Origin of the sequence: Streptomyces sp. BF23-19 (assembly GCF_041106355.1) — a bacterium.
Taxonomy (GTDB): domain Bacteria; phylum Actinomycetota; class Actinomycetes; order Streptomycetales; family Streptomycetaceae; genus Streptomyces; species Streptomyces virginiae_A.
The window spans coordinates 39103-50517 of sequence record NZ_JBGBPT010000068.1 but is presented as its reverse complement, the minus strand read 5'-3'; the positions used below and the strand labels follow the sequence as shown (position 1 = coordinate 50517).

12 protein-coding genes and 1 rRNA gene are annotated in these 11415 nt (G+C 70.3%); 10 read left to right on the top strand and 3 right to left on the bottom strand.

Features of this window, described 5'->3' with window-relative positions; all coding sequences use genetic code 11:
• Window positions 1-105 precede the first annotated feature (105 nt).
• The 9 genes from rrf to AB8A24_RS31130 all read left to right on the top strand — a co-directional run bounded on the left by rrf (window position 106) and on the right by AB8A24_RS31130 (window position 7135).
• Window positions 106-222, top strand: a 5S ribosomal RNA gene (gene rrf, locus AB8A24_RS31170).
• 206 nt (window positions 223-428) lie between these two features.
• A complete protein-coding gene (locus AB8A24_RS31165; protein WP_030722685.1) occupies window positions 429-1094 on the top strand; it encodes an HAD family phosphatase in 666 nt (221 codons plus the stop codon).
• A 43-nt stretch (window positions 1095-1137) separates the two neighbouring features.
• Window positions 1138-2364: an MFS transporter gene (locus AB8A24_RS31160; protein ID WP_369478163.1), complete on the top strand. Its 1227-nt coding sequence runs from the start codon at window positions 1138-1140 to the stop codon at window positions 2362-2364.
• Window positions 2336-3484: an acetoin utilization protein AcuC gene (locus AB8A24_RS31155; RefSeq protein ID WP_369478167.1), complete on the top strand. Its 1149-nt coding sequence runs from the start codon at window positions 2336-2338 to the stop codon at window positions 3482-3484. Before AB8A24_RS31160 ends, AB8A24_RS31155 begins: the two co-directional genes overlap by 29 nt.
• Before the next feature lie 94 nt (window positions 3485-3578).
• Window positions 3579-4409 carry a phosphatase gene (locus AB8A24_RS31150; protein ID WP_328965896.1) on the top strand — a complete coding sequence of 277 codons (831 nt, stop codon included), beginning with the start codon at window positions 3579-3581 and terminating at the stop codon, window positions 4407-4409.
• A gap of 114 nt (window positions 4410-4523) precedes the next feature.
• Window positions 4524-4733, top strand: coding sequence for a helix-turn-helix domain-containing protein (locus tag AB8A24_RS31145; RefSeq protein WP_008738568.1), 210 nt, complete (start codon window positions 4524-4526; stop codon window positions 4731-4733).
• A gap of 142 nt (window positions 4734-4875) precedes the next feature.
• A complete protein-coding gene (locus AB8A24_RS31140) occupies window positions 4876-4974 on the top strand; it encodes an AURKAIP1/COX24 domain-containing protein (RefSeq protein ID WP_003948845.1) in 99 nt (32 codons plus the stop codon).
• 95 nt (window positions 4975-5069) lie between these two features.
• On the top strand, window positions 5070-6155 hold the full coding sequence (locus tag AB8A24_RS31135) for an NAD-dependent epimerase/dehydratase family protein (protein WP_266381948.1): 1086 nt from the start codon (window positions 5070-5072) through the stop codon (window positions 6153-6155).
• Window positions 6155-7135: a lysophospholipid acyltransferase family protein gene (locus AB8A24_RS31130; protein ID WP_369478162.1), complete on the top strand. Its 981-nt coding sequence runs from the start codon at window positions 6155-6157 to the stop codon at window positions 7133-7135. Before AB8A24_RS31135 ends, AB8A24_RS31130 begins: the two co-directional genes overlap by 1 nt.
• A gap of 71 nt (window positions 7136-7206) precedes the next feature.
• On the opposite strand, the gene AB8A24_RS31125 is transcribed toward AB8A24_RS31130, so the two are convergent.
• The 3 genes from AB8A24_RS31125 to AB8A24_RS31115 form a co-directional block, all read right to left on the bottom strand.
• The gene (locus tag AB8A24_RS31125) at window positions 7207-8412 is read right to left on the bottom strand and encodes a DUF5667 domain-containing protein (protein ID WP_328962204.1); all 1206 of its coding nucleotides are present in this window, start codon (window positions 8410-8412) and stop codon (window positions 7207-7209) included.
• Between the two features lie 228 nt (window positions 8413-8640).
• The gene (locus tag AB8A24_RS31120; RefSeq protein WP_369478161.1) at window positions 8641-9456 is read right to left on the bottom strand and encodes an ECF subfamily RNA polymerase sigma factor, BldN family; all 816 of its coding nucleotides are present in this window, start codon (window positions 9454-9456) and stop codon (window positions 8641-8643) included.
• A gap of 361 nt (window positions 9457-9817) precedes the next feature.
• Window positions 9818-10792 (bottom strand): HAD family phosphatase, encoded by a 975-nt coding sequence (locus AB8A24_RS31115; protein WP_266381937.1) that lies wholly within the window; start codon window positions 10790-10792, stop codon window positions 9818-9820.
• A 98-nt stretch (window positions 10793-10890) separates the two neighbouring features.
• Here AB8A24_RS31115 and AB8A24_RS31110 point away from each other — a divergent pair, with 98 nt between their 5' ends.
• The gene (locus AB8A24_RS31110) at window positions 10891-11178 is read left to right on the top strand and encodes a glutaredoxin family protein (protein WP_266381933.1); all 288 of its coding nucleotides are present in this window, start codon (window positions 10891-10893) and stop codon (window positions 11176-11178) included.
• Window positions 11179-11415 lie beyond the last annotated feature (237 nt).

Sequence of the window (11415 nt, the reverse complement as noted above, 5' to 3'; positions counted from 1 at the left end):
TGGTACTAATAGGCCGAGGGCTTGTCCTCAGTTGCTCGCGTCCACTGTGTTAGTTCTGAAATAACGAACAGCTGTGTTCATGCCAGCGTTCAAATTTCATAGTGTTTCGGTGGTCATAGCGTTAGGGAAACGCCCGGTTACATTCCGAACCCGGAAGCTAAGCCTTTCAGCGCCGATGGTACTGCAGGGGGGACCCTGTGGGAGAGTAGGACGCCGCCGAACAATCATTGCGGAAGCCCCGCACCAGCCCTTACGGGTTCGGTGCGGGGCTTTTCTGCGTTCACGGGCAGGTCGCGACCGATCGGGCCGGCCGGCCGGAGGTCTGCCGACCGTCGTCTGTCGTCCGAATGGCCGCAGCAGGCCGGTGACGCGTCGTCGGCGGCCCGGCGAGACGGGCCCTACGTCCCTTTAGTTCGTACTGTGGGGGTATGGGCTACGACCTCGTCATCTTCGACAACGACGGCGTGCTGGTGGACAGCGAGCCGCTCGCCAACAGTGTCCTCGCCGAGTACCTGACCGAGCTGGGGCACCCGACCACCTACGAGGAGTCGGTCCGCGACTACATGGGCTCCGCCGTGCACCGCGTGCACGACCTCGTCCTCGAGCGGACCGGGCAGCAGCTGCCGGCCGACTTCGACGAGACCCTGCACACCCGGACCGTCGCCGCGTTCGAGCAGGAGCTCAAGCCCGTCCCCGGGGTGGAGGAGGTGCTGGGGGCGCTGACCGCGCAGGGGATCGGGTACTGCCTGGCCTCCTCCGGGAGTCACGACCGGATCAGGGTGGGGCATCGGGTCGCCGGGCTCGACGGGTGGTTCGAGGAGGAGTGGATCTTCAGCGCCCAGGACGTCGGCCAGGGCAAGCCGGCTCCCGATCTGTACCTGCACGCGGCGCGGCAGATGGGTGTGGAGCCCGCCCGTTGCGTGGTCGTCGAGGACAGTCCGCTCGGGATCCAGGCCGCCGTCGCCGCGGGTATGGACGTGTACGGGTTCACGGCGATGCTGCCCGCCGACCGGCTCCCCGGAGCCACCGGCCACTTCGGTGACATGAAGCAGCTCACCGGACTGCTCGGACTGGAAGCAGGACTGGGTATGTGATCTCTCTACCCACGGGTAGCCCGTGGGCCTACGCTGACCCGCCATGACGGATGATGTGCGGCTGCGGCGTGGCCGCGGCGCTCTGGGGTTCAGCTTCTTCGTGCAAGGCGTCGCCTTCGCGCTGCTCGTGACTCGGATCCCGGCCATCCAGGACCGGTACGGGATATCCGACGGCCTGCTGCCCGCCTTCCTGGCGGCCGTGCCGATCCTCGCGGGGGCGTCGAGCGTGGCCACCGAGCACCTGGTGAAACGGGTGGCGCCCAGCGTCGTACTGCGGTGGGCGCAGCCGCTGGTGCTGCTGTCCCTGCTCGGTGTCGGAGCCGGCGGCCAGATGTGGCACGTGGCGGTGGCGCTGGGGGCGTTCGGGCTGTCGGTGGGTGCGCTGGACGCCTCGATGAACATGCTCGGGGTCAGTCTGCAGGGGGCGTACGGGCGGAGCATCATGCTCGGCTTCCATGCCGCGTACAGCCTCGGCGGGATCCTGGGGGCCTCGGCGGCGTGGGCGGGCGCGCACTGGGAGCTGAACCTCTTCGTCAGCTATCTGCCGGCCGTGGTCGTGCTGCTGCCGTTGGCCTTCCTGGGGAGCCGGCGCTACGTCGACGGTTCGGCGGGGCAGGGGGAGGCCGACGGGAAGGGGCTGGGGGCCGGCGGGTTCAAGCTGCTGCTGCCGCTCTGCCTGGTGATGGCGTGCGCGTACATCGGTGACTCGACGGTGGCGAACTGGAGTGCCAAGTACCTCCAGGACGTGCTCGGGAGCTCGGAGCAGATGGCGACCGTCCCCTACAACGTGTACATGGTGACCACCCTCGTGGGGCGGGCCGTCGGGGACCTGGGCGTACGGCGCTTCGGGGCGGCGGCCGTGGTGCGGGCCGGGACGCTGGTGGCGGCCGGCGGGTTCGCCGTGGTGGCCGCGGCGCCGGGGGCCTGGATGGGGATGCTCGGCTTCACCATGCTGGGGATCGGGTTGTGCGTGATCGTGCCGCAGACCTTCGCGGCCGCGGGGAGGCTGTTCCCGGGGGCGTCCGACACGGCCGTCGCGCGGCTCAACATCTTCAACTACGTCGGCTTCCTGATCGGGTCCCCGCTCGTCGGGGCGGTGGGTGACGCCTGGAGCTACCGGGGCGCGATGCTGGTGCCGATGGCGCTGGTCCTGGTGACACTCTTCCAAGCCCGCTCGTTCGGCTCCGAGGGCGCCCGATACGGTGTCCGGCATGAGCGGCGAGCCGGTGACCGGGCTGTTGATGTGGGACGAGGCGGTAACGAGGTATGACTTCGGACCGAGCCATCCGATGGACCCGGTGCGCCTGGCGCTGACCATGGGCCTGGTCCGCGCCTTCGGGCTGGACCGGGCGATGGAGGTACGGGCGGCGCCCGCGGCCGGTGACTCGACGCTGCGGCTGGTCCATCGGGAGGACTATGTCGCCGCGGTGCGCGAGGTGTCCGAGGACCCGGGCGTCGCGGACGGTTCGTACGGGCTGGGGACCATGGACGATCCGGCCTTCCACGGGATGCACGAGGCGGCCGCGCTGATCGCCGGGCAGTCCGTGGCGGGCGCGGAGGCGCTCTGGCACGGTGAGGTCGAGCACGCCGTGAACTTCGCCGGCGGGCTGCACCACGCCATGCCCGGCGGGGCGGCCGGCTTCTGCGTCTACAACGACGCTTCGCTGGCCATCGCCCGGCTGCTGGAGCTCGGCGCCGAGCGGGTCGCGTACGTGGATGTGGACGTGCACCACGGGGACGGCGTGCAGGCGGCCTTCTGGGACGATCCGCGGGTGCTGACCGTCTCGATGCACGAGCACCCGCGGACGCTGTTCCCGCAGACCGGTTGGCCCGAGGAGACCGGCGGTCCGGAGGCGGAGGGGTCGGCGGCGAACATCGCGCTGCCCGCCGGGACCGGGGACGAGGGCTGGCTGCGGGCCTTCCACGCCGTCGTGCCGGAGCTGTTGGCGGACTTCAGGCCGCAGGTGCTGGTGACCCAGCACGGGGCCGATACGCACTTCGAGGACCCGCTGGCGCACCTGGCGGTCTCGCTGGACGCCCAGCGGGCCGTCCAGGAGGCCTGTCACCGGCTCGCGCACGAGTACGCGGACGGGCGGTGGCTGGCGCTGGGCGGGGGCGGGTACGCGGTGGTGGACGTCGTCCCGCGGTCGTGGACGCATCTGGTGGGGATCGCCGCGCACCGGCCGGTGGATCCCGAGGCGGCGGTGCCCGCCTCGTGGCGGGACGAGGTGTACGCGCGGACGCGGCAGTTGGCGCCGGCCCGGATGACGGACGGGCGGAGCCCGTTGTGGCCGGATTGGGACGCGGGCTACGACCCGGCGGATCGTACGGATCAGGCCGTTCTGGCCACGCGTCGGGCGGTGTTCCCGCTGCGCGGCATGCTGACCTGATCGCCGGGCGGGGTGCTGCCGCATCGTTACGCCAACTGTGGGGCTGTTCGCCGGAATTGATGACCCGCCAGATGTGTTGGGGCAGCATCGGAGGGTGTTGAGCACCGGCGCGCTGCGTGCGCATCTGCTGGCCGCCCGGTTGGCCGGGCCCGTCGCCACCTCCCGGGAGGAGAGCCTGCGCAGTTACCGGCTGTTCGCGGCGCGGGATCCGCGGGTGATGCTGGGGCTGGATCCGGAGCGGGCCTGGGGCGAGGGTGATCTGCTGAGGCTGATGGCGGACAAGTGCGGGGTCTCGGCGGATCCGGCGCACGTCAGCGGGCCGGACGTGATCGATCCGGAGCGGACGGTGGCCGCTCTGGAGGCCTTCGCGGGGCGGCTGTGCGAGGCGGCGCGGGCGCGGTCGCCCGTGCTGTTCGGGACGGGTCATCCGCATCGGCTCCTGGGCTTCTACGCCGGTTTGGCAGAGGCGTTGTCGGCGGCGGGATGTGTTGTCCTCACCCCGGCGCAGGGGGTGAGTGTCGACATGGCGACCCGGTTCGGCGTACGCACGCACAGGATCGAATACGTACGGGGGGTCGCACTGGTGCGTGAACCCGGCGTGCGGGTGCCGGGGAGTGCGACCGGCGTGCACACCCATTCACCGCTGCCGGTTCGGATGGCGCTGGGGGCCCTCGCGGAGGCCGGCGGGCCGTTGCCGGAGTTGGTGGTGGGGGACCACGGGTGGGTCTGCGGTGCAGGTCAGCTCGGTGTGGAGGCCATCGGGTTGGCGGATACGGATGATCCCGCGCTGTTCGTCGGGGAAGCCGAGGGGCGGGTCTCGGTGGCCGTTCCACTTGATGACGCGGTGCGAGCGGACTACTACCGACCGCTCACGCGATACGTGCTCGGCCGCGCGAGTCTGACGGGGCGGCAGGAGTGGCCGTAGCTCCTCTTCCCCACTCGTATCACGCGCCCCTACTCTGGGGAGTGAGCGTGCGACGACGAGGAGTAACCGGAGGGGAAGCCGGTGCCCGTCATGCGCGGAAGGTCAAGGTGTGTCATGGCTGCTGGCGAGAGGCCTCTCAGTGAGGTTCAGTTCCTGACCGTGGCGGAGGTCGCCTCGGTGATGCGAGTGTCGAAGATGACCGTGTACCGGCTGGTGCACAACGGTCATCTGCCCGCAATCCGGGTGGGCCGGTCCTTCCGGGTCCCCGAGAACGCGGTCCACGAATACCTCCGAGAGTCCTATGTGGGGGTGGAGTCGGCCTGAGACTGAGGCTCGGGATGCCCCTGGCTACGACGCGGAAGCGCTCGGATTACAAGCTCAGAGCTCGGGCGGGTAGGCTAGGCCGACGTAGGTCGTGTGGGCCCAGACGCCCCGCACCAGTGAAGAGAAGTGAGCGAGGGTAGTCGTGGGCTCTGTTATCAAGAAGCGGCGCAAGCGGATGGCTAAGAAGAAGCACCGCAAGCTGCTCAAGCGCACCCGCGTCCAGCGCCGTAACAAGAAGTAAACGGCAGCTGTACGTGTTCTCCGCAGCCCCTCCACCATCCTGGTGGGGGGGCTGCGGGGCAGCCGGGGGACTTTTTCGAGGGAGGCGCCGAGCTCGTGGGGAAGGTCGTACTCGTCACCGGGGCTGCCCGGCAGTTGGGCGGCCGCTTCGTGCGCCGGATCCAGCGTGACCCGGATGTCGAGCGGGTGATCGCGGTGGACGCGGTGACACCGCCGCACCGGCTCGGATCGGCCGAGTTCGTCCGTACGGACATCAGACAGTCGGCGATCGCCAGAGTGCTGGCCGAGCACGCCGTGGACACGGTGGTCCATCTCGCGGTCACCGGAGGCAGTGCGGGAACGGGCGGTGCGCACAGCACCGTCAAGGAAACGAACGTCATCGGCACCATGCAGCTCCTCGGTGCCTGCCAGAAGTCGCCGACGGTACGGCGGCTCGTGGTGAAGTCCAGTACCAGCGTCTACGGGGGCACTCCCCGGGACCCGGCCGTCTTCACCGAGACCACGGAGCCGAAATCCCTGCCGGCGGGCGGCTTCGCCAAGGACGCCGCCGAGGTCGAGGGCTACGTACGGGGCTTCGCGCGCAGACGGCCGGACGTCGCGGTGTGCGTCCTGCGGTTCGCGAACATCCTGGGGCCCTTCGCGGATTCGGCGCTCGCCGAGTACTTCTCGATCCCGGTGATGCCGACGGTGCTGGGGTACGACCCGCGGTTGCAGTTCGTGCACGAGGACGACGTCCTCGAAGTCCTGCGGCTGGCGGCCCGGGAGCCTCGGCGCGGGACCTTGAACAGCGGGACGTTCAACATCGCCGGTGACGGCGTACTGCTGCTGTCGCAGTGCTCGCGGCGGCTCGGGCGGCCCACGCTGCCGTTGCTGCTGCCCGCGTTGAACTGGGTGGGCGCCGCGCTGCGGGCGGTCGGGGCCAGCGACTTCTCGCCGGAGCAGATAAGGCTGCTCACCCACGGCCGGGTCGTGGAGACCACGCAGATGCGCGAGGTCCTCGGCTTCGAGCCGCTCTACACGACCGCCGAGACCTTCGCGGACTTCGCGCGGAGCCGGGGGAGCGGGCTGCTGCCCCCTGAGCGGGTCGGGCGGGCCGTGGACCGGGTGGCGGCCATGCTGGACGCAAACGGGCTCGACGGGCTCAAGGACGACGCCTACGCGGCTGAAGGAGCGAAGCGATAGTGGCGGACGCCAAGGTCATTCCGTTCGACGAGGACCGGCCGCGGCGGCGGATCCCCCGCCGTGTGCGGGCGGTGCCCGCTGCCGAGCCGGTGGTGGAGGAGCCTGTGGCTCCCGAGCCGACGCCGGCCGCGGCGCCCGGCGACAGCTGGGACCGGCGGGTCGCCGGCGGGCTGGCGTTCCTGCGGCGGCGGGTCACCGGGGACTACGAGGTCGACGACTTCGGCTACGACAAGGAACTGACGGACCAGGTCCTGATGTCCCTGATGCGGCCGCTGTACGACAAGTACTTCCGGGTCGAGGTCAAGGGCATCGAGAACATCCCGGCGGAGGGTGGCGCGCTGATCGTGGCGAACCACTCCGGGACGCTGCCGCTCGACGGGCTGATGCTCCAGGTCGCCGTGCACGACCACCACCCGGCGGAGCGGCACCTGCGGCTGCTGGCGGCGGACCTGGTGTTCATGCTGCCGGTGGTCAACGAGCTGGCCCGCAAGGCGGGGCACACCCTGGCGTGCGCGGAGGACGCGCAGCGGCTGCTGGAGGCCGGGGAACTGGTCGGGGTGATGCCGGAGGGCTTCAAGGGGATAGGGAAGCCGTTCGGGGACCGGTACAAGCTGCAGCGCTTCGGGCGCGGCGGGTTCGTGTCGACGGCGCTGCGGGCGGGCACGCCGATCGTGCCGTGCTCGATCGTGGGGGCGGAGGAGATCTACCCCATGGTCGGCAACGCGAAGACGCTGGCACGGCTGCTGGGGGTCCCGTACTTCCCGATCACGCCGACGTTCCCGTGGCTGGGGCCGCTGGGTGCGGTGCCGTTGCCGACGAAGTGGACGATCCAGTTCGGGGAGCCGATCCCGACGGACGGGTACGCCGCGGAGGCGGCGGAGGACCCGATGCTGATGTTCAACCTCACGGACCAGGTGCGGGAGCAGATCCAGCACACGCTCTACAAGCTGCTGGTGCAGCGGCGGTCCGTGTTCTTCTGACGTGCTGTCGGAAGACGGCCGAGCGGCCGAAGGAAGGGGCGGGGCTGCCGAGGCAGCCCCGCCCCTTCCTGTTACTCGGCGTCCTCCGCGCCCAGACCCAGGCCCGGGAGGAGCCCCGGGAGCAGGGGCGGGATGGTGATGTCCGGCTTCGGACTCTCCGGCGTGCCCGAGGGGGGCGGGGCCGACTGTCCCGCGGGCGGGTTGAGCAGGTCGCCCGTACCGCCGAGGAGGCCGCCGGCGGGGGGCCGGGAGCTCCCCGAGGGGGAGGGCGCCGCGGGGCTGCCGGACGGCGTGCCGGCGGCCGGGGCGGACTGGTGGGCGCCGCTGGGGGTGCCCGGCTTGGCGGACGGGCCGGTGGCGCCTCCGGTGCCGCGGCTCTGCTCCGGTGCCTTGGGGAGCAGGCTCTGCAGCGGCGCGACGTCTTCGTCTATGGCCTGGAAGACCGACTCCACCTCACCGCCCACGTCCGTGAGCTGCGCCGGGAGCTTCTCGCGGAGCTTGCCCCACGCGTCGCGGTGGGAGCGGGAGAACGACGACAGCTTCTGGATCGGGCCGAGCGAGCCGTCCCGTTCGTACGCGGCCTGGAGGAGGCGGTGGCCTTCCTCCGCGTCGTGCTTCACGCCCGCCAGGGCCCGGCGGATGGCGCCCAGGGACTCGTGGTCCAGGTCGCCGAGCCGGCCTCGTTCCATCAGCCGACGGGCTTCCGACAGACGGTTCGAGGCCTGGTCGAGATAGAGCTCGCCCCGGTCCGCGTCGTCGTCGGCCATCCCCAGCTTCAGGTCCTCCATGCCCCGCTTCACGGGGTAGAGGTGATCACCGGGTAGGGCGTCGGTGCTGGCAGCGGCCACTCCGCTGAAGGCCCCGGCGGCCACACCCACGGTGAGGCCACCCGCTGCGATGCCCTTGGACCAGCGGGAGCGGGGCCGCAATTTCCGGAGCGAGGTCGCCCGGTGGGCGCCGCGGCCGGTCCGCTGTTCGGGCACCTGAGGGTCCGAGGCGGCACCGCCCCCGGCCCTCTCCTCCAGCACCATGGCCTCCATGGCGGCAATGAGCTGGGCTCGTTGCACCACTTTGACCTCGGGGTCCAGCTCCGGGCGCGGCATTCTTTCGCCGAGCACGCTCGCCAGGGCCAACAGCCGGTCGTGGTCGGCAGGTTCGGCAGGTGCCTCGGACTGCTCGGCCGCCGAGTCCGGATCTGGAAGGTCGGACGGGGTCCGATCCTCCAGGGCCTGGGCGAAGGCGTTCGCTCGCCGGTGCGGGGTCACGTTCGCGATCACTGGCGGCACCTCCTCTCGTCATGACGATCGACTCCCCAAGGTGTCCGGAAGGTTGCCTTCCTTGAGCACATCCACACTTTCGAGTGAGCGGCTTCGGGCAAAGCGTGTCCACAGGGAGCCTGCATTCCGCACAACGAGCGTCGCGGCACTTGGGTTACGGACGAAGGATGATCTGACCACAGCGTCATCGAGGGGTCACCGAATGTGAGGTTGTCTGGTGTCGGAGGGTCAGCGGGCGTCTTCGGGGAGCAGGCGGGCCAAAGTGCGCACCGCCCGGTACTGGAGCGTCTTGATGGCGCCCTCGTTCTTCCCCATCACCCGGGCCGTCTCGGCGACCGAGAGGCCCTGCAGGAAGCGCAGGGTCACGCACTCCTGCTGCTGCGGATTGAGCTTGCGCACGGCCTCCAGCAGGGCCGCGTTGGAGAGGGACTCCAGGACGGAGTCCTCGGGGCTGCGCTCGACCTCGTTCGCGTCGAGCATCTCGCCGGTGGTGACCTCCAGCCGGAACCGGCTGGACTTGAAGTGGTCCGCCACCAGGTTGCGGGCGATCGTCACGAGCCAGGCGCCGAAGTCGCGGCCCTGCCAGGTGAAGGTGGAGATCCGGCGCAGGGCGCGCAGGAACGTCTCGCTGGTGAGGTCCTCCGCGGTCGCCTTACCGCCGACGCGGTAGTAGATGTACCGGTAGACCGTGTCGCTGTACTGGTCGTAGAGGCGGCCGAAGGCCTCGGCCTCGCCCGCCTGGGCGCGTTCGACCAGGTCCATCATGCGGGCCTGGTCGCTGTCCGCGGTGGGGCGGCGGTGGGTGGTGGCCTGGGTGCCGGTGCCGGCGGCGTTCGAGCCGCCGGCGGGGCGACCTCGTCTGCCCACCGTCGCGCCGCCGTCGGTCAGGGCATAGCAAGGACCGGCCGGGCCGAAGCCGGCAGGGACCGCGGCGGCGAAGGCGGGGACGGCGTACGCGGTGGGGACGAAGCCGCGCAGGTGGTCGAGGACCGTTGCGCGCAGCTGAGCCAGGCCCGAGGCGTCAACCCCGACAGGTGGGTACACGGGACTCCCAGAGGCAGAGCTTCCATCACGTGCAGTGCGGGACCGTTCACCCGTCGTGGCGACAGATGGCCGGTGGCATGCGTTTGAGGAGAATAACGCTTCGTACAGGCGGCGCTACACCCAGTTGCTCAAATCACCGGTTCCGACACTTCTGTTGCGTGTCGAGGGCATATTCAGTCGCAGTTGGTGATCGATTCTTGATCACTTGGGTACGCGGAATGGACGCTTCCATGGGGTCCCGCGACCGAGTCGGGCATGCCCGAGTGCCGCGCCGGGGGCGCGGGTAGAGGTGAGCGAATGACCGGGTCGGAGCCGTGGTCCGGGCGGGCCCGGGGTGCGTGGGCCCCCGGGCCTGGTGTTGTTACTTGCGGCGGCGGTGCAGGGCGATGGCCGCGGCCGCGCCGCCCGCGATCGCGCCGACGCCGGCGGCCGCCGGGACGCCGACCTTCACGGCCTTGCGGCCGGTCCGATAGTCGCGCAGTCGCCAGTCGTTGGTGCGGGCATGCTTGCGCAGTTTTGTATCGGGATTGATCGCGTACGGATGTCCGACCAGCGACAGCATCGGGATGTCGTTGTGCGAATCGCTGTACGCGGCGCAGCGTTCGAGGTCCAGCCCCTCGGCGGCGGCCAGGGCGCGGACCGCCTCCGCCTTCGCGGGGCCGTGCAGCGGCTCGCCGACCAGGCGGCCGGTGTAGATCCCGTCGACGGACTCGGCGACGGTGCCCAGGGCGCCGGTCAGGCCGAGGCGGCGGGCGATGATCGTGGCCGTCTCCACGGGGGCGGCCGTGACCAGCCACACCTTCTGGCCGGCGTCGAGGTGGGCCTGGGCCAGGGCGCGGGTGCCCGGCCAGATCCGCTCGGCCATGTACTCGTCGTAGATCTCCTCGCCGATCGCCATCAGCTCGGAGACCTTGTGGCCCTTGACGATGGACAGGGCGCTGTCGCGGGCGTCCTGCATGTGCTCGGGGTCCTCGACCCCGGCGAGCCGGAACCAGGCCTGCTGCCAGGCGAAGCGGGCGAGCTCGCGGCGGCGGAAGAACTCGCGCTTGTAGAGGCCGCGGCCGAAGTGGAAGATCGCGGCGCCCTGCATGACGGTGTTGTCGAGGTCGAAGAAGGCGGCGGCGAGATCGTCGCCGGCGACCGGGAAGACGGGCTCTTCCGGGGCCTGGTCCGGGCCCTCTTCGGCGAGGGCTTCCGGTTCCGTTTCTGGTTCGGTGAACGGTGGGGCCTCGGCCAGAGCGGTTTTGCGGGCGGCCTCGGCCGAGGCCTCGCCCGCCAGCACGCTGCGTGCGGTGGCGGAGCGCCGACGAGGGGGGAGCCATCCGAGAGCGGCCATGACGCGAGCATAGCCACTGTGTTCGGGAGTTCCCGAACCGATGGGATGCGGAGGCGTGAACTCTGCGAGGCGCCGCTGTTACGCGAGGGCGCGGGAGAATGGGTGGCATGAGCCCTTTGTTGCGCCGTAAGGAAAAGAAGCGTCCCGGCGAGCGGACGGTGACGCTCATCGGAAAGCCGGGGTGCCACCTGTGCGACGAGGCGGAGGAGGTGGTCGCCAAGGTGTGCGCCGAGACGGGTGCGCAATGGGAGAAGAAGGACATCTCGCAGGACGAGGAGCTCTACCGACTGCACTGGGAGCAGATTCCGGTCGTGCTCGTGGACGGCGAGCAGCACACCTTCTGGAGGGTGAACCCCGACCGGCTCCGGCGGGCGTTGGGGGCCTGACCCTCTCCCCGGTTACCATCATGGGCGATTTATGGGGTCTCGGGGGTGTATCTGTGAGGAGTGTGCACGGTTTTGCCCCCTTTGGGATTTGAACGGGTTCGGCGTGCCGATGGTTCCGGCTTTACATGCCGGAAGCGCGTGACCCCGGTCACTTTGGTCGGACAAACCGGACACAATCTTTGTGCACGCGTTCACAAAGGCATAGCCTGCTGTCGACGGGGCGGTCCTGGGACAAGT

Excerpts from the sequence above, each read along its gene's own strand:
- AB8A24_RS31165 (WP_030722685.1), top strand. The coding sequence starts at position 429 with ATGGGCTACGACCTCGTCATCTTCGACAACGACGGCGTGCTGGTGGAC.
- AB8A24_RS31160 (WP_369478163.1), top strand. The coding sequence starts at position 1,138 with ATGACGGATGATGTGCGGCTGCGGCGTGGCCGCGGCGCTCTGGGGTTC.
- AB8A24_RS31155 (WP_369478167.1), top strand. The coding sequence starts at position 2,336 with ATGTGGGACGAGGCGGTAACGAGGTATGACTTCGGACCGAGCCATCCG.
- AB8A24_RS31145 (WP_008738568.1), top strand. The coding sequence starts at position 4,524 with ATGGCTGCTGGCGAGAGGCCTCTCAGTGAGGTTCAGTTCCTGACCGTG.
- AB8A24_RS31115 (WP_266381937.1), bottom strand. The coding sequence starts at position 10,792 with ATGGCCGCTCTCGGATGGCTCCCCCCTCGTCGGCGCTCCGCCACCGCA.
- AB8A24_RS31110 (WP_266381933.1), top strand. The coding sequence starts at position 10,891 with ATGGGTGGCATGAGCCCTTTGTTGCGCCGTAAGGAAAAGAAGCGTCCC.